Consider the following 23,569-nt stretch of genomic DNA (forward strand, 5'->3'; position numbering starts at 1 on the left):
ACCTAAAATTTAGAGGAGGAAGCATTTATGAAACGATTGGGGTTTTATTTTCTACTATCATCATTTGTTCTCAGCCTTTTCACAGGGGTTTCCGCACCCAAATCAGCGGACGCAGCAGAAACGGCTAAACCAGGAAAAATCCTTGGAGATTATGCCGGAGTAGTACGTGAAACCACTCCCCGCTCCGATGGAATCTACCATATTGATACACCCCGTTCCATCGAAAAGATGAAGGAATTACATATTAACACTTATTATTATCTGATTTGGGACGAGAATACAGATTGGGATGATTTGAGAAACGAATTTTTGCCTGCTGCCAAAAAAGCCGGGATTGATGTGGTCGTCTATGTTGTCCCCCCAACTGAATCAACCGGTGAACGGAAATCCTATCCTTATACGACAGATTACCTTGCCTGGTCCAGAGAAATAGCAAAACTGTCTATTCAATATCCGAATGTAATCGGCTGGGCAATCGATGATTTTAATCATAACCTAAATAAATTCACCCCAGAATATATGGACCAAATGAAGAAAACGTCCGAAGCAATTAATCCTGATCTGTTTTTTTCTCCTCTCATGTATACCGATTCATTAAATGAATCTTTTCTTCAGACACGGGGAGCATATATCGATGGCGTCATCCTTGCTTTCAGGGATGGAATATACCGGAATACCCAGGTATATGCGTCCGAACAGGAACAAATTGACAGCGCTTATAGTTTACTTAGCAAATATAACTTACCGTTGTATTGGATGATTTATGCCTCTCAATTATCCAAAACTCCTGCCAATCCTTCGGCAGACTATGTAAGAAAAGTGACCCAAATCGCCTTGGAGAACATGAAGAAGGGAAAAATCGAAGGGACTATCTCCTACGTCCTCAAAAAGAACTTTGAACCAGAACCAACCGACGATAAGGCATATGACGACACAGGCTATTTAAACTTTTTTATCGGCAGTGGCGTCCCAAGCTCAGCTGGCAATTACGCACAAGCTACTCAAAGAGTACGTGTGAATAAAGCCGACAACTATTCGTTAACGTTCCAGACGATGAACCTTGGAGCAGACGTATCTGGTTACCATAAAAAACAGTTGCTGATTGATGGAAAAGTGGTCTGGGAACAGGATACGGCTGAAATTGTTCCCGACCTCCTTTGGAAACCCGTTACTGTAGACCTTAAACCCTATCTTGCCGGCAAATCCTGGGCTGATGTATCGTTCCGTTTTTATGAGAATAAGGGAGTAAATAACTTCTGGACGTACGCAGGTTTTGATGCACTGCAGCCTGTTGGTTTTACGGTGAATAACGCAAACTTTGCCGATAACAGCAGCTGGAATGTCTCATCTAATTATTCCGGAATCATCGGAGAAATTTTGCAATATGATGAACAGAGACGTGAGCGTGCTTATAATCATATAAAGGTTTCCTACGCGACATATGAATTGTATTCTTCCATTTACACCTCAAATGTTGAAGCTGCGACAAAAAGCAGCCTCCTTAAAAAGGCAGCTGATATTATGACCTACCACTTTGAAGAGCAAAATGACAGGGCCATTCAGGGTCTTAACAGTTTACAAAACCAGATTGCTTCGTTAAAAGGAAAGGAAATATCTGATGATCAGGCTGAAACCTGGGACGCCTTGATTAAGGAGCTAAAGGAATATTATTCTGCTGTATAAAGTCTCATCTGAAAAGTTATGACGAGATCGAAGCGGTGTTTTGGATGGCAATAGAGGATATTATAATTCATGCAACACATTGAGCTGATGGCCGGTACTTCACTGGGGATCGGCTTTTTACTGTATTTCCTTACCAAGAAGTATTTTTAGTCATATAGAGCATTGCATTTTGGAAGTTGAAAAATTCTTGGCATACAACCGTATTAGCTGATATGTATCTGCGAATTTATTTTGAGAAAAGTGGTTTGTCAAAAGATGAAGTTTTCCAATGGGCTCCAATCATAGCAGGGGCAAGATTGTCTGAAAACGTATCATCAGAATAATCTGAACGTCTGATGGAAATAGTCAATCATTACTATTCTTTATAACTATCGATTAATCCACAAAAGGGTGCGTTTGCGCAAAAACCCCTCAGCAATGAAGATGAAGATCCTTCTTCAACGATCGGGTGCTTTACGAAAAAAAGCCCGATTTCTTAAGATTAATGCCAAGAAATTGGGCTTTTTAATAGTGGAATTTCCTTAACGGTGTAAATATGTGATTCCTGATGCTACCACTAAATGATCGTATATTTAGATATCATTTTTTGTTAGTCATTTGTTTTATAAAAAAGGGTTTTTCTTCCTTTAAATTTTGCAACAATTATGATCCATCATAGTGATGGTCGTGTAAATATATATTGATAAAAATGAGAAACTATGGTAAATTTATATAGATATACCGTGAATGGATTTTTGTATAAATTATTCCCTATTTTAATTATACATCATAAAATCCTTTTCAGTCAACCCCTATTTTTATTTTTTTAAAGGAGTGTTTGATATGAGCATGGAACTTCGCCAGGAGCAAGAACGAGTAAACAGCGTAATGGAGACAATTACAGAGCAAATCAATAGATTGGAGGGCGAAACTTCCAGGCGTCGGATGGAAGTTGTGAATATCCGCAAACACTTTTGGGATGAAGTAAAGGTTAATATTGATACCTTCGACGATTATCTTGAGACGATCATCGGCTTGAGACAAGAGGCTCAAGCTCTGTCCGTAAGCCAAAGCACCCATAGACATGCATCTAAGAGATTATCTGCGCTGCGGCGTATGCAAGAGGTGCCTTATTTTGGCCGAATCGATTTCATTGAAGAAGGAACTTCAACTGCGGAACGAATCTATATCGGCATCTCTACGCTCACGGATACAAGCGGAGAAAATTTCCTTATTTACGACTGGAGGGCTCCGGTCTCGAGTGTCTACTACGACTACCAGCCTGGTCCCGCCAAGTATGCTACACCTGGAGGTGCCATCCATGGCATACTGAAGAAAAAGTGGCAATATCTCATCCGCGGCGGCATTATCCAATCTATGTTCGATACCAGTCTCACTATTGGTGACGAGATTTTACAGCAGGTGCTTGGTAAAGGTACTGACAAACATATGCACAATATAGTAGCCACCATTCAACAGGAGCAAAACCGGATCATCCGGCACGATCGCGGGCGGATGCTCATTGTACACGGCGCTGCCGGCAGCGGTAAGACATCGGCTGCCCTGCAGCGGATTGCTTATTTACTCTATAAATATCGAGATATGCTGAATGCCGATCAAATCATTCTTTTTTCGCCTAATTCGATGTTTAATAGTTACGTTTCCAATGTGTTGCCAGAACTCGGCGAAGAGAATATGCAGCAGGTCACATTCCAGGAATACTTGCATCATAGGCTGAAAAGTGAGTTTCAAGTTGAGAAGCCTTACGATCAATTGGAATATGTTTTGACTGCAGTGGATAATCCATTATACGGAACAAGGATTGCGAGCATCCGATTCAAGGCTGCCACCCGTTTTTTTGAGGCGATCAAATCATACAGAGAGTCACTGGAATTATCCGGAATGGTATTCAAAGGGATTATCTTCAGAGGAAAGACAATTGTTACTGCTAAACAAATCGCGGAAAAGTTTTATAGCAGCGGCACCTCGCTTCGCTTTCATAGCAGGCTTGAAAAATTGAAGGATTGGCTAATTAAGCAAATAGATGAAGCCGAGAAGCTTGAACGGACTAAGCCATGGGTACAGGAGGAAGTCGAACTGCTTAGCAATGAGGATTATCATAAGGCATATACCTACTTAGCTGAAAAACGCGGCTTTAAAGGAGAGTCAATTCATGATTATGAAATCGAGCCTGAAGCGTTAGCCCGCTTGATAGTTCGCCAGAAGTTAAAGCCGTTGCGAAAACGGATCAAGGCATTTCGTTTCGTCAACATTAAGGAAATATACAAGCAGTTTTTTACCGATCCCATCCAGATCAAACAGTGGATGGACCGGGAAGCACCCGAGGAGTGGCCGGATATTTGCCTATCGACTGTGAAAATGCTGGACGAAGGTAAACTATTTTACGAAGATGCTACTCCGTTTTTACTAATGAAAGAGCTGATTCAAGGCTTTCAGACGAACAGCTCAATCAAACATATAATTGTAGACGAGGCGCAAGATTATTCTCCGTTTCAATTCGAGTTTTTGAAACGTTTGTTTCCTTCGGCAAGAATGACCGTGCTCGGTGACTTTAACCAAGCAATATTCGCCCATGCCAGCGAAATGGTCGATTTCCACACGCTTACTGGCTTATACGGTCCGGATGAAACAGCTGCGATCAACTTGACCCGCAGCTACAGATCCACAAGACCGATCGTCGAATTTACACGCGGACTCGTACCAGACGGCGAACGGATTACCGCTTTTGAACGCGATGGCGAGCGGCCTATATTGACGCAACTGTCCAATCGTGCTGAATTGCATCGCTCCATAGCTTCCAAAGTTGCAGACTTACGGAAACGGCAGTATAGCACAATAGCGGTTATATGCAAATCTGCAGTGGAAAGCACCACTGCATACGATTCCTTGAGAGGCATCGAAGAAATTAAGCTCGTGAAGAGTGGATCGATTGAATACGAGCAAGGCGTTGTCGTCATACCGGCGTATTTGGCCAAAGGTATTGAATTCGACGCGGTTATTATTTACGACGCATCAGCGGAAATATACGGAGATGAGAGCCTGCGTAGATTGTTTTATACTGCCTGCACACGGGCTATGCATCACTTGCAACTATACAGTGTAGGCGAACCGAGCCCCTTTTTGCGCGAGGTTGCGCCGGAAATGTGGTTTTGTCATTAATAAAATTGAAAAATCCAAATGATAAGCAGAATTTCGTCTCCTGTCATAATGATTTGAAACCAGAAAATATTCTTTTTGAATCCTTTCATTAACATAACCTGAAGACTGAAATTTTAGAAAAGGAGATGAATTCCGTATGTCAGCAAAAACAGAAAATAACAATGAGGCATTTTCCATTAAAACCATCATAGGACCACTACTAGCTGTCATTGTTGGTATGATAATGGTAATTCTTGATAGTACGGCGATGAATGTTGCGCTTCCTGGAATAGTGGAAGATTTTAAATCTGATGTTTCGACCATGCAATGGTCCATTACAGGTTATACGCTTGCATTAGCAGCTGTCATTCCTTTAGCTGGTTGGATGACGGACCGATTTGGGGCAAAAAAGATATTTTTAATTACGATCGCCTTGTTTACGCTTGGTTCTGTTCTATGTTCTGTTGCACAAAACCCTGAACAGCTAATCATCTATCGGGTTATTCAAGGGCTGGGCGGAGGAATGGTTGCTCCAATAGGAATGGCCATGGTTTTTCGACTTGCTCCTCCGGATAAAATGGGGGCCGTAATGGGAACACTTGGGGTTCCAATGCTATTGGCACCTGCACTAGGGCCTGTTTTAGCAGGATATCTTGTAGAATACGTTACTTGGCACTGGATTTTCCTTATTAATTTGCCAATCGGTATAATTGCACTATTGGTTGGAATGAAATTTTTGCCGAAAGTTGAACGTAAGACCGTTCCATCGCTTGATTTTTTAGGAATCATATTAGCACCTATCGCATTCGCGATGCTAGCCTATGGAGTGAGTGGAGGGGGTAAAAGCTGGTCTTCAACAGAAACTCTTACCGGATTAATTGTAGGTGGAGTTGCTCTCATTATTTTCATTTTCGTTGAACTTCGTCAAAAGCAGCCTTTATTGGAGCTGAGAGTTTTTGGATCATCTGACTTTAGAAAAGGGATTGTGATTGCATGGTTGTCTCAAATCGCTTTATTTGGGGTTATGATTATTGTCCCGTTATTTTTACAAACAGTTAGAGGTTACGGTGCTTTAGATACTGGTTTAATTCTACTTCCACAAGCTCTAGCGTCAGGTGTTATAATGCCGATCGGCGGGCGTTTATATGATAAAATAGGCGCTCGTCCTTTAGCCATAACAGGCTTGTCTATTATTACTGGAGCTCTATTTATGCTTTCACGAATTTCTATGGATACTACTACTGGATTTATCATTACATGTTTAGTGATGATGGGAGCAGGAATGGGTCTATCCATGATGGCGATTAATACACATGTTCTTCAATCTGCTCCAAGGCATCTTGTTAGTCGTGTCACACCATTAACAACAGCAGCTCAACAAGTAATGGTTTCATTTGCGGTAGCAGGTATGACTGGGTTCCTAACGTCAAGAATCACTGATCATATGACAGAAACAGCTAATCCAATTGAAGCAGCCGTTGCTGCCTATGGTGACACATTCCTTCTAGCTGCAGGGATTGTATTAGCTGGGGCACTTCTAGGAACAATCCTTCGTAGACCAAAACAACAGCCGGCACATGCACCAGATGATGAAACAAAAGACGCGAATGCTGCAATGATGGCAGGACATTAAAAAAGAAAACGGATGATCTTTTCTATATAATAAGTTGATCTTCAACAATCGGGCGCTTTTAAGGAATAAAGATTAGCGCTCATTTTCTTTTAAGGGCCAGATTGTTGATGATATGTTAATAAATTCGAAGTTTATCAGAGGGTGCTTTTTTTTCATTATTCAAAAAAGTAATTGTCAGGGAAGTAGTGCTGCCTTGGAACAGTAGGGGAAATTCACATATATTTTTGATTCACGATGATAGGGGGAATATACCTATGAAAAAGCGAGCAATTGGTCATAACGTTCCACTGGTTTCAGAGATTGGTCTCGGTTGTATGGGGATGTCATGGCTATATGGTAATGCTGACCGAAGGGAAAGCATTGCAACAATTCACGCGGCACTTGAGGAAGGCATTACACTCTTTGATACAGGTGATTTCTATGGCGATGGACACAATGAATTACTTCTACGTGAAGCCTTCCAAGGAATTCAACGAGAAAGAGCGTTCATTTCAGTAAAATTCGATGGTAAGCTACACTCACAAGGCAAGAGCCATCGGGAGGGTGATAACCACCCTCATACAATAAAGAATTTCCTTGAGGATACCCTAATGCGCCTAGGTGTTGAATACATTGATCTTTATCAACCAGGGACAGCCTGCCTCGATCCAAACGTACCAATTGAAGAAACGGTTGGTGCAATTGCAGATATGGTAAAGGAGGGATATGTGCGTTGCATTGGTCTTTCAGAAGTAGGAGTGGAAACAATTCGCCGTGCACACGCTGTATATCCAATTAGTTGGCTACAAATGGAATACTCACTATTTAATCGGAGTGTTGAATCAAATATTTTGCCGACTCTAAGGGAATTAGGTATTTCTCTTTCGGCTTATGGTGTTCTCTCAAGAGGTTTGTTGAGTGGTACATGGTCAAAAGACCGGATGTTAGATTTGGATGATAAACGGAATAATGGTCCTCGGTTTGCCAACGAAAATATTGAAAAGAATTTAGCCCTTGTAGAAGCATTGCGTGAAATAGCTGAAGAAAAGCAAGTAACCGCTGCGCAGCTTGCTATCGCATGGGTTCTATCTCGGGGTGAAGATGTTATCCCATTGATTGGGGCGAGAAAGCGATCACAACTTCAGGATTCACTGGGTGCTGTTGACCTGAACTTAAGTTCAAACGATCTTTTACGAATTGAAGGAGCAGTACCTCCAGAGCTTGTCGCCGGCGAATACTACCCTGTACCACGGAAAAAATGGTTCTTTTAACAAATATTTATTGAAAATAATCTTGCATTATAAGGTAAGTGTCTTTTTTTGAAAATTAAATGTGTTAATCACAATGATTTGAAATAATTGGTATTAACCAAATGGGTAGGATTGTGGAGGGATGTTGGGGAGTTTTTTGAAAAAAAGTTTCCACAGTCGGGTCATATTGAGACAGTGGTTTTACTGACAGATGTAAATTGTTATAAGCTAATAGGGATGGATTAGATGGGCTAAAATTCTAAGGGAGAAAAACCTTCCAAAAAGAAGGAAGTGTTAAACGATGGATGTACAAATGGTTATGCAGGAGCTTGAATCTCTCGGCAAAGAACGAACCAAGAAAATTTACGAATCCAATGGTGCTCGCGAGCCGCTTTTTGGTGTGGCTACAGGAGCTATGAAGCCAATGGCCAAGATAATAAAAAAAAATCAATCTTTGGCTGAGCAGCTTTACGTGACAGGGAACTACGACGCAATGTACTTTGCAGGCATAATTGCAGACCCAAAAGCAATGGCTGAGGCGGATTTTGAGCGTTGGATGGATGCGGCATATTTCTATATGCTGTCCGATTATGTGGTTGCAGTAACTTTAGCTGAAACAGATATTGCACAAGACGTTGCTGATAAATGGATTGCAAGCGGTGAAGAACTGAGAATGTCAGCTGGCTGGAGTTGCTACTGCTGGCTTTTGGGTAATCGACCGGACGAAGAATTTTCCGAAAATAAGATTGCCAATATGCTTGAAATTATCGAAAATACGATTCACCACTCTCCAGAACGAACTAAATACGCAATGAATAATTTTATATACACAGTGGGGACTTCATATCTGCCGCTCCATGATAAGGCGGTCGAGACCGCAAAGGCAGTGGGCCCAGTAGAAGTCAAAAAGGACAAGAAGAAAAGCAGTTTCCTACTCGCTTCCGAAAGGATTCAAAAGCAAGCAGATAAAGGGCAACTTGGGTTCAAACGCAAATATGTAAGATGTTAAACAATAGCCTCGCATCGCGAACGATTTTCCATTATCGGACGTATTGATGGAGAAACGAAAAAAAAGCACAATTTTCTCTATTTTAATATAGAGGAATTGGGCTTTTTAATTTTGGGATTTCCTTAATGTTGTCAAAAGTAGCTTAAAGCAAAAGGAATTAAGCTACTGTTTGAAGCAGATGAAACAAGTGGTAATACCATTCTTATAGATCAACACAGATGAAGTAGAGAATGGAATAGTAAGCAAGATTCGGGCGCCAATCTTTATTTAGCTAATACTCTTTCAGTCAATTTGTAGCATTTATTCTATTTAAACAGTAAGCCTAACTGATCTTTGAATGATTTGGTGTACCAGAATAGGGCGCTTATCTAGAATTGGATAGCGCCTTTCTTAATGTAAAGGGACATTTTGTAAAATAAAAGAAGGGTTTTTGACCAATCGAGAGGAAACTGTTCGTGGGTAGCCTCTGGCATGAAGGACTACATAAAGGGATTATCGATAACATTAAACGATCTTTAAAATAGGATTATTCAATTAAAGGGCGTATTTCTTCAAGAAGGAGAAAAATTATAAATTGAATTCTTATTTTACAGGAGGCTCAGACACAATGAACTTTATAATTTGCGAAACGTGTGGGGTTCAATACCAAGAAACAATTATTCCTTCACAATGTATCGTTTGTTCAGAAGAAAGACAATACGTTAATCCAAACGGTCAGACGTGGACAACATTAGAGGAGATGAAGAAACCTAACAACTATCAAAACGATATAATTAATGAAGAGCCAGGATTGCATAGTATCACCACTATTCCTGAGTTTGGAATTGGACAGACAGCTTATTTAATCCAGGAAAGTGGATTTAACGTTTTATGGGATTGTATTACGTACATAGATGAAAAAACAATTAAACAGATAAACAAACTTGGGGGTATCCAAGTGATAGCTCTCTCTCACCCTCATTTTTATTCTACTCAAGTTGAGTGGGCTGAAGCTTTTGATGCTCCAATCTATATTCATGAAGATGATAAAGAATGGATAACAAGAAAAAGTGATCAAATTAAATTTTGGTCTGGAGAGTCACTAAATTTACAGGATGGCTTGACAATCCATAGATTAGGTGGACACTTTAAAGGTGGTTCCGTCTTAGAATGGAGAAAGGGCAATAACCAAAAGGGTATTCTATTAACAGGAGACGTTATTACAGTGGTTGCTGACCGAAAATGGGTAAGCTTTATGTATAGTTATCCTAATTTGATTCCGTTACCTGCTTTTACAGTTAATGACATTGCCCAGAAAGTAAAACCTCTTCAATTTGATAAACTTTATAATGCCTTTCATCGGGTCGTTAAGCAGAATGCAAATCAATCAGTACAAAAGTCTGCTGAGAGATACATTAAAGCTTTAGAAGGAACTTTATTTAATACATAAATGACCACTAGAGTTTAGGCAAGGCTGACAATCTATAAAATGTCTTAATTTTGACCATAATCTATTGAACTAAATTACTTAAAGATCCACCTGCCATTTCAGGCGGCTTTTTTTATTGAGCTAACGGGCAGTTTAATTGAGTAAGTATTTTTACAGAAACTAATATTGTAAAGAGGTTAGAGAAAATGAAAAAAACAGCAGTGTTACTATATCCTCAATTTAGTGAATATGAACTCAGTGTTGCATTATCAATTCTCATGCAAGGAGAGAAACCTGTAATTACTGTCGGAATAAATAACCAACCGATTATAGGGGAATCTGGATTAACTTGTTTGCCCGATACGACTATTGATGATGTTAATTACGATGAAATAGATAGTCTCTTATTAACAGGATGTATGGATATATTCTCTTTAGAGGGTGAAAGAAAGTTAATTGAGTTTATAAAACAAATAGGAAGTAAAGTATCTGTAATTGCGAGTATTTCTAGTTCCCCTTATCTTTTAGCAAAAGCAGGGATACTAAAAGGAAAAAAATATACTATTGGAATGACAGAGGAGAATCGGGAGACCTCGGGCGTTTTTGAAAAAGAAAATTATTGTGAAGAACTTGTAGTTCAAGATGGAAATCTAATTACTGCAAGAGGAAGAGGGTTCATTCGATTTGGAACTTTATTTGGAAAGGCACTAAATCTCACATTTGATGATAATTGGTACAAAGAATGATTTTTCAACACGAAGTTAAACGAATCTGATACAGGTTTAATAGAGAAGAATATCAAAATAAATTATTGGAAAAGGTTTAATAAAGTTAAATTTGCAGAATGAAAAAGTGCATTAATCCAGGATCGGATTAATGCACTTTTTTATACATATGTCGCCTTCAGGCGGTTTATATCTTCTTTTGGTGGTAAACCAACCATGCGGGAATATTCACGGCTGAATTGGGAGGGGCTTTCGTAGCCTACCCTGAAGGCTGCTTCAGTGGCATCTGTAGGGTTGAAGGCTCACTCAAACGCCTTAAAGTTGATACGATTGACCTTTACTATCAACATCGGATTGATCCAAATGTGCCAATTGAGGAAGTTGCCGGAGTTGTACAAGACCTAATCAAAGAAGGTAAAATTAAATATTGGGGACTTTCTGAAGCAGGGGGGAAAACCATTCGTCGTGCACACGCGGTTCATCCACTCACTGCCATTCAAAGTGAATACTCAATGATGTGGAGAAGTCCTGAAGAAGAACTTTTGCCTGCACTTGAAGAGCTGGGAATTGGCTTTGTTCCGTTCAGCCCATTGGGCAAGGGCTTCCTTACCGGAAAAATTAATAAGGATGCAACATTCGTTAGCTCCGATTTCCGCAGCATTGTTCCTCGGTTCAAACCTGAGAATATCGAAGCAAATCAGGTTTTGGTCGAACTGATAAAGAAGATTGCTGTAGGGAAAGAAGCAACGCCGGCTCAAATTGCTCTAGCATGGGTACTTGCCCAGAAGCCATGGATTGTTCCAATTCCTGGTACACGCAAATTGGAGCGCCTCGAAGAAAATCTTGGCGCAGCTGAGGTTGAACTGACCTCTGAGGAATTGAATGATTTGAACGATGCGCTCACTAAGATCGAGATTTCGGGAGATCGCTATCCGGCAGAATACGCAAATAGAGTGGGTAAATAAACGATAACTCAATATTTAATAAACAGGAGGATTTTATATGCAAAAAGTAATTTTAAACAATGGTGTTGAAATGCCTTTACTTGGCTTTGGTGTTTATCAGATTCAAGATGCAAATGAATGTGAACAGAGCGTTTATGACGCTATTATGGCAGGCTATCGTCTGATTGATACCGCTGCTTCTTATTTAAATGAAGAAGCAGTCGGCAGAGCCATTAAACGGAGTGGTGTTCCAAGAGAGGAATTGTTTATTACCACAAAACTATGGGTACAAGATACTGGTTATGAAAGCACAAAGAAAGCATTCGTAAGATCACTGGAAAGACTGCAATTAGATTATTTGGATTTGTATTTAATTCATCAGCCATATGGTGATGTATTTGGTTCCTGGCGTGCTATGGAGGAATTGTATCGTGAGGGGAAAATCAGGGCAATTGGAGTTAGTAACTTCCAGATGGATCGTCTAGTGGATTTGATGATTCATAATGAAATCATTCCTGCCGTAAACCAGATTGAAACGCATCCTTTCTGCCAACAAATAGAAAGTCATAAACATATGAAAGAGAACAATGTTCAGATAGAGTCCTGGGGACCTTTTGCTGAAGGAAGAAATAATATGTTCCAGAACGAAATTTTAGTATCAATAGCCGAAAAGCATAATAAATCCGTTGCTCAGGTGATTTTACGTTGGTTGACACAAAGAGGAGTCGTTGCGATTCCAAAGTCTGTTCGCAAAGAAAGAATCATAGAAAACTTCAATATCTTTGATTTTCAATTAAGCCCAGATGATATGGAAAGAGTGGCTACGTTAGATACGGAAAAAAGCTTGTTCTTTTCACATAACGACCCGGAGATCGTGAAATGGATTGGTACCCGTAAACTTGATATTTAATACCCGCATTCCATTGAATTAGTATTTAATCCATTTCAACTTCGTGCCAATTTCGTCCCGATTGAGTTTGAAAAACAATAAATAGATATGAAAAGTTAGATTCACAAAACGTTGATTTAACAAGGTTTTGAATGCTGCTTAAAACAGTATGAAAACGTCAATTAATCAATATCAGCAGGGAAGGATGATAGAAATGTCGATTGAAAGCGTTAAAGCTCATTTGAAGCAATGGAACCGTGAAAAAGATGTGATGGAATTCGATGCATCCAGTGCAACCGTCCAACAGGCAGCCGATACGATTGGTGTCATTCCTGCAAGGATTGCCAAAACGTTATCATTCAAAGGAGAAGATGGGACCGCTATGCTGATCGTAGCGGCAGGAGATGCGAAGATTGATAACAAGAAATTCCGCCAGCAGTTCGGTTTTAAAGCGAAGATGCTTTCCCCGGAAGAAGTGCTGGAGCAAACCGGTCATGCGGTAGGCGGTGTTTGTCCGTTTGGTTTAAAGAATGAGATTGATGTCTATCTGGATCAATCGATGAAAAGATTTCAAACACTCTTTCCGGCATGTGGCAGTTCAAATTCTGCTATTGAACTTACAGTCGATGAGATATACGAATATTCCAATGCTAAGGGATGGATAGATGTTTGCAAAGGCTGGGAAGAAGAAGAATGCAATGAGAAAGAAGCAGTGAAAAGCAGATTATCATAGTTCTGAGATTAAGGACCTTATTCATGGTTTTTTTTTTTTTTTTTTTTTTTTTTTTTACTTTTTTTTTCTAAAATATAAACTTACTTCCATGCAGCTTCGTCTATAGTAGTAGAGAGAGGTTGGAGGTGATGGTATCATGCACAATCAGCAGTTTAACAGCATGCCTGTATTTGAGACACCCGTGACAAAAGAAGAACTGATGGAGCAGATCATGAAGGATTACGGTAAGGATGTACTGTACCTTTGTTATACGTATGTGAAGGAATGGAATCTGGCAGAGGATCTGGCGCAGGATGTTTTTGTGAAAATTTATAGCAAAGCTGACACCTTCAGAGGTGAAGCCAAACGAAAGACATGGATCTACAAGATTGCCGTCAACCACTGCAAAGACTATATCAAAAGCGCTCATTACCGTTACTCTGTGGTCACAGAAAAGATTCAAAAGTACATAAAGGAACCTTTTCTTCCGTTGAAGATCTGGCTCTTTATAAAGATGAAAAACAAACCCTATATCAGCACATTTTTCGGTTGCCGGTGAAATACCGTGAAGTGATCTTTCTCTTTTATTATGATGAGTTGTCACTTCAGGAAATCAGTGAATCATTGAACATCAACATTAACACGATTAAATCAAGATTAACGAAAGCAAAAAGTTTGCTGAAATACTCTTTAAAAGGAGGGAAGTGACATGGAGGAACTAAGAGGATTTAGAAACCACATGGAAAATACCACCTTTAAGAACCGGAACTTTGGTGATAACCAACGGCAAACCGTCCATCAAAGGTACAGGGATATGAAATCAGAGAGTACTGCTTTCCACCGTAAAACGGTTATTATGCCGATTGTCAGTGTGATCGTCTGCGCCTTGTTTTTCTTCATGACAGCTTCTCTTTTGACTGACCATACTGCCAAGCTTGATCCGAATTCAGGGAATGCCGTTACAAAAAGCCAGATGGTTAAAGCAAGCGTCCTAAAGGAAGCGAATAAAAAAGGCGAGGTTGTCTCTTATTTAAAAGAAGGAATAGAAATATTCGACAGCAAAACAGATAATTTGGAGTACATGCTTCGGCTTATTAGGAAGGGAGAGAAGGGAGAGCCGTTTCAAACAAACATCCATTATATAAAGAAAAATAGGGTGTATAAGAATAAGCTAACTTTTGACGGGAAGCGTTTTATCTATAAAAATACCGTCCCTGGCCTTGGCGAGCTAAAAACCTATCAATGTAAATCACTGGAGTGGCGAAATGTTGTGCTGACAGGCTGTAAAGGTGAAAAAGAGGGCAACGATGTGCTGGTAGTGCCCACAACCATCTCAGATTCTAAATATGCAGAGACAAGAGAGCAGATTTTAGGTAACGATTAGAGGGAGGATATAATGAAAAATGTAATGGTATTCATCGTTACATCAGCAGTAATCGTTTTGGTTAATGTAGTCTTTTCATTCGTCATAAACGTCCATTTTATTGATTTAGCGTTCATTGTAGGTTTGCTTTCAGCTGTTGTTTTTAAGTTTTTTACTTCATCCGGCGGTTTAACGTTCAATATGCTTCGGCTTCAGGCACAGGCACAAACAGGAATGAAGGTTGAGGAGGTAAAGAAAGCCTACACACCCAGCATTCCGTTTTATACCGCGATTGCCTATACGGTCATTTCTCTAATTGCTACAATTGTCAATTACAAAGAGTATTTTTGAAAATAAGGGAACGAAGCGAGGAAAAAGGCACCGGAAACTCCGGTGCCTTTAGTATTAGTTTCTGAACTCCTGAAGCCGTTCCCGCACAGAGCGTTTCACGATGTTAAACGACTGCCAGGAGTGATCTTCTGCAAAGGTATACTTTTTTCGGTCGGATAAAGCTTTCTCCAAACCTGGCAGATCTGGATGGCTTTCATACAGATCCAGCAATTCGTCCACTCCCGTATAAGAAAGAGAATCGAGATAATAAATATCTATTTTTCCTGTGTCTTTGTATCGCTGCAAGTTCTGATCCACGACAAATTGATCAATGTTCACCATGTTTAATAGCGTGTAATAAACAAGGGAAGAGATCAGGTAGAAGCGGATCAGCGAAAGCCTTTCAATCCATACATTGACCAAAGTATAAAGGAAGATAACACCCAGGAAAATCATGAACGAGTGAGGCAATACCCTCGCGAGTGTGTATCCGTAGGCACTCTCGTACAACGACAATCTCATAAAAGCAGAAATTAGCATGACTCCGCTAACGGCTACCAATAAAGTGAGCATGATTTTGATGAAGAGCCTAATGCCTTTGCCGCTCTCTTTACTGAACGAGAGCGTACCGATCAAAAAGGTTAAGTTGATCATGGTAACGGCCATCAGCTCGAAAAAGCCCCGGCGTGCATATTCTGCAAACGTATAGCTGTCCTGTAAATTGCCGCTGAAAAAATATTGAAACTGAATGGTTACAAAAAGAACGTAAACCGCATTGATCAGAACGAGAAGCGTCGAAACGATAACAGGATCCCAAAACTTTGGCTTACCGTTCATCTGAAGAAGGGCTCGCGGCTCCCACTTTGATTTTAACAGTTGTAAAAAACCAAAGAATCCAAACGTATAGAGCAGGACTACGATCGTTCGAAAGCTTCCTTCCAGCAAGTTGACATGAACAAAGAGAGAAGGGAGCCTGCCGATCACTCGGCTGAACTCTGAATCCGCCGAAGAAAGAAGATTGACAACGATCAGAAGCAGGGGAACCGAGATGAGCAGGCCGATACCAATTTTGGTGATCACTTGATAAGCTTTGTTGTCGACCTTTGTTTTCACATTTCCTTTTTCTTTTGCAAAAAAAGCGATGTTGTATGGAAAGAGTGCAAACAGCTTAGAAAACGCATAAGGTATGAAGGAAAGGCGATACCAGTCCATAGTGGGCGATCCTGTAATCAAAATGACGTGCAAAATGACCAAGACGGGAATGACCAAAATATTCAGTGCATAAAACAGCGTGTTGCAATAAAGAAAATAGCCGGCGGAAAGCAGCCAGATACAGAATAGCAGCAAAAAGCCAATCCGCCGGTTGGTGAACGAAAATCCTCTAAACCGCCAAAAGAATGCCCAATAAAATGCCGTAACAAAAAGGAAATAGGAAATCCCGATCTCTCCGTGAAAAAAGGAAAGCTCAGCCAATAATCCGAGCAAGGCGCATATCACTAAAAAAACCAAATCACTCTTTGAAGTTTGAATGTCCATCATGATCATATTCCTCCTATATCGTTTTTCTATATACTAAGTAATTCTATGTAGATAATCAAAAAAAATTAAAGTGACTGTTTTTTCCCCCATCGGAAGGCGATCCAGCAAATCGGGTACAGCAAAATGGTGGCTGCGATACATAACATAATAAATGTAGTGGAGAGGAGCGGCTGAAACCATTCATGGGGTATGATGCGAAACAGGACGAGGAGCATCAAGCCCAGGTTGGGAAGAACGGAAATAAGGAACGTCTTTTTCAGCAGCGACCGTCCTCTTGCTCCAAAGCTTTTTCCGATTTCGTAACCGAGAAATCCCCAAAACCCCATGTAAAGCATCATGATGATGAAAGGAATGGAGGTTAAGGAGCGCCAGACAGTTTGAATCCATGTGTATTCATTCAGAAGATGAGCGAAAGTCAGTAAACTTCCTGCCACAAAAAAAGCAGCGTTCATCAAAAGAAAAAGGTAGAAGGTCTTATTAGGTGTAACAGAGAGCTCTTCCTTCCACATGGAGGCAACTTCCTTCGGATGGCCAATCACCTCTGAAAAAAGTAAATGCCACTCTTCCGCCGTCTTTTTTTCGTCTTCTTTTTCTGCCAATAGCTCATAGAGATGGGCATCGTAGTCCTGTACAATGCTTTCTCGCTGGGGGTGTTTCTTTAATTCCTTTTTTAATTGCTGTAAATAATGTTCTTTAGCTTCAAGATGGATCATGCTCCGTACCTCTCATCACCTTGTTTATTACTTGAACGAATTGCTCCCATTCAGATGTCTTTTCTTTTAGCATCTGTATGCCTTCTTCGATAATCCGGTAGTATTTTCGTGCCGGACCCTTTGCTTGTTCTTGCCAGTAGCACTCAATGTATTCCTGTTTTTCAAGCTTGTGAAGGGCAGGATAGAGAGTGCCTTCTTTCACCTGTAAGTGCTGGTCACTGCGTTTTTCCAGCTCTTTTACAAGCTCGTACCCATACATATCCCGCTCAGCCAGCAACTGAAGAACAATCAAGGAAGTACTGCCTTTTAAAAGTTCACGATTAAACATTTATTTTCACCTACCTAGAATTAAAAGGTATAGTAGCATCTTAGCATAAATAGGGAAAAATGTTCAAGTAAAGTTTGGAAAAACCATGCTATACTTAATTGGAGGGAATTCCCTTTTTTAAATGCAGTGCAAAGGAGGCCTCGTCATGATTATCAAGTGGATCAAACAAAGATAATTAAGGGTGCAGGCCAAATACTCCGTAGAGAGTTTATTGATCTGCGCCAAAAATACGGCGGTTGGATAATAAAAACACGGAGGTATTAAACATGAGAGAACAAATACTGAACATTAATAAAGTAGAGATATGTACAGAATGCTTTGGAAATCCAAAAGATCCTGCGATGCTGCTGATCATGGGAGCGATGTCTTCTTTAGACTGGTGGGATGAGGACTTCTGTCTCCGCCTCGCAGATTCAGGGCGGTTCGTTATCCGCTACGATCATCGGGATTTAGGAAGATCGACGGTTTATGAGCCGGGCACGTCAAACTATTCGATAACGGACTTAGCTGATGATGCAGCTGGTGTATTGGATGCTTATTCGATTGAGAAAGCCCATATTATCGGGATGTCGTTGGGCGGTATGATCGGCCAAATCCTTGCTTTGAGGTATCCGGAACGTGTTCTTACTTTAACAGCCATTGCTTCAAGCGTGTTTGGAACAGAGCAGGAGAAGCTGCCCCAATGGATCAGCGCGTTCTGGATTATCATACGAAAAGCGCTTCTGTGGACTGGTCAGATCGTGAATCGGTCATCGCTTATCTTGCGGATGGCTGGAAAACACTAGCCGGTTCGAAGCCATATGAGCAGGAGAGAATGTATAAACTGGGAGAACGGGAAGTGAACCGGGCGAAACAAATACCGAGCCGATTCAATCACGCCATGCTTCAGGGCGGAAAGGAATATTATGACAGGATGGATGAAATCAGTGTGCCAACGGTCATCATTCATGGCACAGAAGACCCTGCTCTGCCGTATGAGCACGGATTGGCCCTCGCAAAATCCATACCTCATGCAGAATTAGTAACTCTTGAAGGAACAGGTCATGAGATTCATAGTGAAGACTGGAATCAAATTATAGAATCAGTTATAGACTTGAGTTCGCGATAAAAGATTAAGAGAACAGAAGCAGCCGTTTCACGCAACGGCTGCTTTTTTGCGTTGAGCCTCATTTATTTTAAATTTACTGTTTAACCTCGAGAGGAAAACGGGAAATATCACACTAAATCATTGAATCGGGGGTAGAGAATGGCCATCACACTCAAACCAACGGAAAAAGCATTGTGCAGAAGCGAATATGATTCACTCGTCAGTGTAATCGTATGTGAACCCAAGTTTATGCATATCTCTGAAGTGATCAATGAAACACAGCGGCATTATGCAGATGAAAATATAAACAGGACATTAGCATCCAATCAGCATCAGAAATTTGTCCGGACCCTTCGATCTCATGGAGTTGAGGTGATTGAACTTCCCCCGCATCAGGAATTTCCTGAGCAGGTATTTACACGTGATATTGGCTTTACACTGGGGTCCACTATTTTTGTTTCTTCTATGGGAAGTAAAATCAGGCAAGGTGAGGAAGATATCTTAAAAGAATGGCTGGGAAACAAAAATGTCCGCCTTCAAGAGATTTCAAATGGAAAGATGGAGGGCGGAGACGTGCTGATTGATGGGGATACGATCTATATTGGTGTAAGCGGCCGGACAGCACAGTCGTCGATTAAGTCTTTGCGGGAAATGCTGCCAGACTACAATGTAGTCTCCATGCCGTTTAATCCAAAGTATCTGCATCTTGATTGTGTATTCAACATTCTCTCTTCGACGGAAGCACTCGTATTTCCGCAGGCATTCCGTAAAAAGGAACTGGACTTTTTAAGCAAAAGATATGATTTGATTGAAGTGAGCAAGGAAGAACAGTTCTCGTTAGGCACGAACGTACTCTCCATTGGGGATAAAAAAGTGTTCAGCCTGCCCGTGAATCCTAAGGTGAACAACAATCTTCGAAAAAGAGGATATGAAGTCATTGAAGTCGACTTATCTGAGATCATCAAATCAGGTGGTTCGTTCCGCTGCTGCACAATGCCCATCTTAAGAAAATAAGCAAGTCATATAGAAATGGAATGCCGCCTTTAAGGTGGCATTTTTTACAGGTGATCTTGCAGTTTCAACAAAAGGCTCTCAGGGTACTGTTTCATATAACTGCAATAGCTGAGTCAGTAATTTGAATCTAGTGGATGCAATGGAGGGATATGCTTGAAAACAGCGAATAAATATCTTCTTGAAAAAGAAGATATGACAAACCCGGAAATCGTTCCGGAATGGGTGATTCGAGAATATATAAACTTTCATGAGACAGTGACAGATCAAACGTTTCCTTGCTATTTCGGCATGAATGCGGAAAAGAAGGGCGAGCTGCGGTATGCCTATGTTTCAAAGGGAGATTGGTCAAACTTGCCTGGAGCCGTCGAAGAATTTATCCAGCTGTTTGATGCACCGAAACTCATTCGCCACGGATTATTTGTTTTTGTAGAGCCGGAAACAGAAGAGAAATCCATTCCTTACTACAGGGAATATTTCTGGAACCTGCTTCAATACATGCATGATCAGGATGAGAAAGATTGGCCTGAGGATAAGCCTACAGATCCGGATCATTATTTATGGAATTTTACCTTTGCAGGAGAGCCGTTCTTTGTGTTCGGAAATGCACCAGCCTACAAACAGAGAAAAACAAGAGACCTTGGCAACAGTCTTGTACTTGGGTTCCAGCCGCGAAGAATATTCGAGGGTCTTGAAGGAACATCGAAAGGCGGCATCATGTCACGGGATAAGGTTCGGGAACGGGTGGAAAAGTGGGATAATCTGCCGAAGCATCCGAACATCAGCCATTATGGCGACCCTGAGCACCGTGAGTGGAAGCAATACTTTATCGGTGATGATGTAAGACCAATTGAGGGCAAATGCCCCTTCCATTATAGAAAAAATTAAGTCCTCATTGCTGGTGCCAGGCACCCCATTTACACACTTGTGTAATTGAGGTGCCTGGCACCAATTTGCGTTATAATAGTAAAAGTTTAAAGGGGGAAATGCATGATGACGATTCAATGGGAACAGATGAGAGGTCAAAATTCAGCTAGGATGGATGAAGTGCTGGCACTGTACGACCGGTCATTTCCCCTGGAGGTAAGAGAACCTCATGATGTATTTTACAGCGGCTTCCAGTATGCACAGACCGCTGCGCCCAATCAATTCTGTTTGCTGATCGGCGTGGAAGGGGACCAGCTTTTATCATTTGCATCCGGGCACTATTTAGCAGAAGTGAATACAGGCTTTGTTGTTTATATCGCTGCAGACTCCAACCACCGAAACAGGGGTATGGGATCAAAAACACTTGCTAAAATGGAAGACGTCTTCAATGAAGCAGCCTTTTTAGCGGGGAAGAGCAAGGTGAGCGGCATTATTTTGGAAACAGAAAAGGAAGAAGAAGCTGCTACAACAATGGAAGAAATGGAATGCAGAAAACGAATGCAGTTTTTTGCAAAAAACCAATATCAACCCTGTCTTGGTATAGACTATGTGCAGCCTCCGCTTCATTCGGAAGGCCCCACAGTTCCTCTTAATCTGCTATTTAAGAATTTGGACGGTGAAAATGTCCATGATGAACATGTATGGGAGATTGTCCAGCAGATCTACTCTGAAAAGTATAGCGCGGTGAATAATATTGAAAACACGATTCTTGGGAATTGCCTGAAACAGATGGGCATCTAATAATTGTGTGTAAATATTTATATATTCATGGTCCATTTGACAAATAACGATAAGATGATAGTATTGTGTGATCTGTTTATATTCAGCTATGTTAATATATGGTAGGAGAAATAAATTATAAATTGACTTGCAGGCGGCAGCAGATCAAAAGCATTTTGCTGCCTTTTACTATGATTGAAACAATAACATGAAAGGTGAATTTTCATTCATGAGATTTTTAAGTTTTAAATTTCTGCTTTTATTATTTTGTACGGCTGTTTTAGCCGTAATGCTGCTGTATTACTTCACAAATATTAATATTCCTGGAAAACAACCCATTCTTAATGTCATTCATAATGTTAAAGATATGGCTTCCATCGAAAAAGAAAATAAAATCTTAAAATCAAAGCTCCAGGAACAGGAATCTCTTTCTGTACAAAAAGTGGAGCTCGAAAAAGAAAATAAAAACCTTCAAGCCGTTGTAGATAAAACTAAAGAAGTAAAACAATACGATCCCTTGCAAGCCAGCGTGATGTACAGAAATTCTGATCCATCCAGCTGGTATGAAACCGTTGTTATTGATAAAGGAAGCCAAGACCAGGTTCAAAACAATATGGCTGTTATTACAAAGGACGGATTGATCGGAAAAATAACCAATGTAAAACCAACATACTCAGAAGTCAAGCTGCTCAGCAGCAAAGATAAAAGGTACCGTATCTCTGCCTCCATCAAGGGGAAAAAGAACATCAACGGTATCCTGAACGGCTACGACCCGAGCAATAAATATTTAATGGTACGTGACATTTTGAATAAAAACATTAAAAAGGGTGAAAAGGTAGTAACTTCAGGATTGGGCGAGATTCTGCCGCCTAACCTGGATATCGGAACCATCGTGAAGGTGAAACCGGATCCCTACGGACTGACAAGCATTGCTTACATTAAACCGTCCGCCGATTTTTATGACATTAATCAGGTTGTCATCCTCAGATCGTCCGCCAATCAATAAGATCTTTCCTAAACGTTATAAGGTACTTTCTAAATCTGCTTATTTACTTTAAATGATAGGTTTAAAGTGTGGACAATAGGATATTAAAGAGATATGTACTTTTATAACGAAGGAGATGGATTGCATGTCAAACGTAAAACTGGCGGTCATCTATTACAGTTCTACAGGAACAAACTACAAGCTGGCGAATTGGGCTGCGGAAGGCGGAAAAGAAGCAGGAGCAGAAGTAAAAGTGGTAAAAGTGCCTGAACTTGCACCACCTGAGGCCATTGAATCAAATGCTGCATGGAAAGCGCACGTAGATGAGACGAAGGACGTTCCTGAAGTCTCTCTAAATGATTTAGAGTGGGCAGATGCAATTATATTCAGCATCCCTACCCGTTTTGGAAATGTGCCTGCTCAGGTTAAGCAATTTCTCGATACGACGGGCGGCCTTTGGTTTAACGGAAAACTGGTAAATAAAGTGGCTAGTGCCATGACATCTGCCCAGAATCCGCATGGCGGCCAAGAAGCTACGATTCTTTCCTTATATACAACGATGTATCATTGGGGAGCTATTGTTGCGGCGCCGGGCTATACCGATCCCGTCCTGTATGGTGCAGGCGGCAATCCTTATGGAACAAGTGTTACCGTTGACCAGAATGGAAACATGAAAGAGGATGTAAAGGATGCGGTCATTCATCAGGCGAAACGGACAGTGACCGTTGCCGAGTTGGTTAAAAAAGGAAATCAATAAAAATAAACATTTAAAAGTAATAGCCGATTCTCTAAAATAGGGAATCGGCTTTACCTCTTCCATTAAGATGCGGGCCCTCATCTGCCTGAAGGAGCTGCTGGAGCGCCCGGTGCGGCAGGTGTTAACGGCACGGATACCCCAGCCTGCGCAGGTGTAGCAGGAGCAGGTGGCTTCGTTTGAAGTGTACCCTGAACCGGAATCAGTAAAGGACCAACAACGAGTGAGGTAGGCGGTGTATCAAAGGCCGAACCGGTTGAGATGGATTCAGCATCACCGATCAATAAGATAGAGGAGATGCTGACACCCAAAATATTGACCTCATGTACAGCGAGTTTGCGGTTGATCACTTTAACGTTCAATGCTTCATCTCCTGTTCTAAGGTAGGAATGCGTAATGCATACTATATGTATGGAGAAGACTATTTCTTTATGAATGTTTT

23 protein-coding genes and 3 pseudogenes are annotated in these 23,569 nt (G+C 40.9%); 21 read left to right on the top strand and 5 right to left on the bottom strand.

All coding sequences use genetic code 11. The annotated features are described in order from the left end of the window. Window positions 1–27: 27 nt before the first annotated feature. From LCY76_RS06425 to LCY76_RS06460, 8 genes and pseudogenes are all read left to right on the top strand, one after another. Entirely contained in the window at window positions 28–1,683 is a 1,656-nt protein-coding gene (locus LCY76_RS06425) for a hypothetical protein (RefSeq protein ID WP_248251937.1), read from the top strand. Between the two features lie 203 nt (window positions 1,684–1,886). Continuing rightward, window positions 1,887–2,006, top strand: a pseudogene (locus LCY76_RS06430) (aminoglycoside phosphotransferase family protein); the annotation flags it as partial. Window positions 2,007–2,505: 499 nt separating this feature from the next. Continuing rightward, a complete protein-coding gene (helD, locus tag LCY76_RS06435; RefSeq protein WP_248251938.1) occupies window positions 2,506–4,842 on the top strand; it encodes an RNA polymerase recycling motor HelD in 2,337 nt (778 codons plus the stop codon). Window positions 4,843–4,978: 136 nt separating this feature from the next. After that, complete coding sequence (locus LCY76_RS06440; protein WP_248251939.1) at window positions 4,979–6,454, top strand: MDR family MFS transporter; 1,476 nt, start codon at window positions 4,979–4,981, stop codon at window positions 6,452–6,454. A 254-nt stretch (window positions 6,455–6,708) separates the two neighbouring features. Continuing rightward, window positions 6,709–7,704, top strand: coding sequence for an aldo/keto reductase (locus LCY76_RS06445; RefSeq protein WP_248251940.1), 996 nt, complete (start codon window positions 6,709–6,711; stop codon window positions 7,702–7,704). A 280-nt stretch (window positions 7,705–7,984) separates the two neighbouring features. Then, on the top strand, window positions 7,985–8,692 hold the full coding sequence (locus LCY76_RS06450; RefSeq protein WP_248251941.1) for a DNA alkylation repair protein: 708 nt from the start codon (window positions 7,985–7,987) through the stop codon (window positions 8,690–8,692). A 607-nt stretch (window positions 8,693–9,299) separates the two neighbouring features. Further along, a complete protein-coding gene (locus LCY76_RS06455; protein ID WP_248251942.1) occupies window positions 9,300–10,121 on the top strand; it encodes an MBL fold metallo-hydrolase in 822 nt (273 codons plus the stop codon). 185 nt (window positions 10,122–10,306) lie between these two features. After that, a complete protein-coding gene (locus tag LCY76_RS06460; RefSeq protein WP_248251943.1) occupies window positions 10,307–10,846 on the top strand; it encodes a DJ-1/PfpI family protein in 540 nt (179 codons plus the stop codon). Between the two features lie 140 nt (window positions 10,847–10,986). On the opposite strand, the pseudogene LCY76_RS06465 reads toward LCY76_RS06460, so the two are convergent. After that, window positions 10,987–11,115: pseudogene (locus LCY76_RS06465) on the bottom strand (AraC family transcriptional regulator); the annotation flags it as partial. On the opposite strand from LCY76_RS06465, the gene LCY76_RS06470 reads away from it, so the two are divergent. The 7 genes from LCY76_RS06470 to LCY76_RS06495 all read left to right on the top strand — a co-directional run bounded on the left by LCY76_RS06470 (window position 11,065) and on the right by LCY76_RS06495 (window position 15,084). After that, entirely contained in the window at window positions 11,065–11,790 is a 726-nt protein-coding gene (locus tag LCY76_RS06470) for an aldo/keto reductase (RefSeq protein WP_425589492.1), read from the top strand. The pseudogene LCY76_RS06465 and the gene LCY76_RS06470 overlap by 51 nt on opposite strands. A 37-nt stretch (window positions 11,791–11,827) precedes the next feature. Next, the gene (locus LCY76_RS06475; RefSeq protein WP_248251944.1) at window positions 11,828–12,679 is read left to right on the top strand and encodes an aldo/keto reductase; all 852 of its coding nucleotides are present in this window, start codon (window positions 11,828–11,830) and stop codon (window positions 12,677–12,679) included. Window positions 12,680–12,872: 193 nt separating this feature from the next. Next, complete coding sequence (locus LCY76_RS06480) at window positions 12,873–13,391, top strand: YbaK/EbsC family protein (protein WP_248251945.1); 519 nt, start codon at window positions 12,873–12,875, stop codon at window positions 13,389–13,391. A gap of 136 nt (window positions 13,392–13,527) precedes the next feature. Beyond that, window positions 13,528–13,929 carry a sigma-70 family RNA polymerase sigma factor gene (locus tag LCY76_RS06485; protein WP_248251946.1) on the top strand — a complete coding sequence of 134 codons (402 nt, stop codon included), beginning with the start codon at window positions 13,528–13,530 and terminating at the stop codon, window positions 13,927–13,929. Then, window positions 13,911–14,078, top strand: coding sequence for a sigma factor-like helix-turn-helix DNA-binding protein (locus tag LCY76_RS24130; protein WP_419714979.1), 168 nt, complete (start codon window positions 13,911–13,913; stop codon window positions 14,076–14,078). The genes LCY76_RS06485 and LCY76_RS24130 overlap by 19 nt, the downstream gene beginning before the upstream one ends. Before the next feature lies 1 nt (window position 14,079). Then, a complete protein-coding gene (locus LCY76_RS06490; protein ID WP_248251947.1) occupies window positions 14,080–14,754 on the top strand; it encodes a hypothetical protein in 675 nt (224 codons plus the stop codon). 12 nt (window positions 14,755–14,766) lie between these two features. Then, entirely contained in the window at window positions 14,767–15,084 is a 318-nt protein-coding gene (locus tag LCY76_RS06495) for a hypothetical protein (RefSeq protein WP_248251948.1), read from the top strand. Window positions 15,085–15,138: 54 nt separating this feature from the next. Here the strand turns inward: LCY76_RS06495 and LCY76_RS06500 are convergent, their stop codons facing one another. The 3 genes from LCY76_RS06500 to LCY76_RS06510 form a co-directional block, all read right to left on the bottom strand. Continuing rightward, window positions 15,139–16,602, bottom strand: coding sequence for a DUF4153 domain-containing protein (locus tag LCY76_RS06500; protein WP_248251949.1), 1,464 nt, complete (start codon window positions 16,600–16,602; stop codon window positions 15,139–15,141). Window positions 16,603–16,667: 65 nt separating this feature from the next. Next, window positions 16,668–17,315, bottom strand: a complete 648-nt coding sequence (locus LCY76_RS06505) for a Yip1 family protein (protein WP_248251950.1) — start codon at window positions 17,313–17,315, stop codon at window positions 16,668–16,670. Continuing rightward, window positions 17,302–17,643 carry a PadR family transcriptional regulator gene (locus LCY76_RS06510; RefSeq protein WP_248251951.1) on the bottom strand — a complete coding sequence of 114 codons (342 nt, stop codon included), beginning with the start codon at window positions 17,641–17,643 and terminating at the stop codon, window positions 17,302–17,304. The genes LCY76_RS06505 and LCY76_RS06510 overlap by 14 nt, the downstream gene beginning before the upstream one ends. A gap of 266 nt (window positions 17,644–17,909) precedes the next feature. On the opposite strand from LCY76_RS06510, the pseudogene mleCBF reads away from it, so the two are divergent. The 6 genes and pseudogenes from mleCBF (at window position 17,910) to wrbA (ending at window position 23,130) form a co-directional block, all read left to right on the top strand. Then, window positions 17,910–18,751 (top strand): annotated as a pseudogene (mleCBF, locus tag LCY76_RS06515) (CBF family alpha/beta fold macrolide esterase). Window positions 18,752–18,889: 138 nt separating this feature from the next. Further along, window positions 18,890–19,744 carry a dimethylarginine dimethylaminohydrolase family protein gene (locus tag LCY76_RS06520; protein WP_248251952.1) on the top strand — a complete coding sequence of 285 codons (855 nt, stop codon included), beginning with the start codon at window positions 18,890–18,892 and terminating at the stop codon, window positions 19,742–19,744. A 153-nt stretch (window positions 19,745–19,897) separates the two neighbouring features. Then, complete coding sequence (locus LCY76_RS06525) at window positions 19,898–20,629, top strand: YqcI/YcgG family protein (RefSeq protein WP_248251953.1); 732 nt, start codon at window positions 19,898–19,900, stop codon at window positions 20,627–20,629. Window positions 20,630–20,731: 102 nt separating this feature from the next. Continuing rightward, complete coding sequence (locus LCY76_RS06530; protein WP_248251954.1) at window positions 20,732–21,409, top strand: GNAT family N-acetyltransferase; 678 nt, start codon at window positions 20,732–20,734, stop codon at window positions 21,407–21,409. A gap of 208 nt (window positions 21,410–21,617) precedes the next feature. Then, the gene (gene mreC / locus LCY76_RS06535) at window positions 21,618–22,394 is read left to right on the top strand and encodes a rod shape-determining protein MreC (RefSeq protein ID WP_248251955.1); all 777 of its coding nucleotides are present in this window, start codon (window positions 21,618–21,620) and stop codon (window positions 22,392–22,394) included. Window positions 22,395–22,518: 124 nt separating this feature from the next. Next, window positions 22,519–23,130: an NAD(P)H:quinone oxidoreductase gene (wrbA, locus tag LCY76_RS06540; protein WP_248251956.1), complete on the top strand. Its 612-nt coding sequence runs from the start codon at window positions 22,519–22,521 to the stop codon at window positions 23,128–23,130. Window positions 23,131–23,207: 77 nt separating this feature from the next. Here the strand turns inward: wrbA and LCY76_RS24020 are convergent, their stop codons facing one another. Next, window positions 23,208–23,489, bottom strand: coding sequence for a spore gernimation protein GerPD (locus LCY76_RS24020; RefSeq protein WP_336606248.1), 282 nt, complete (start codon window positions 23,487–23,489; stop codon window positions 23,208–23,210). Between the last annotated feature and the right edge of the window lie 80 nt (window positions 23,490–23,569).

The organism is Fictibacillus marinisediminis, assembly GCF_023149135.1.
Classification (GTDB): domain Bacteria; phylum Bacillota; class Bacilli; order Bacillales; family Fictibacillaceae; genus Fictibacillus_C; species Fictibacillus_C marinisediminis.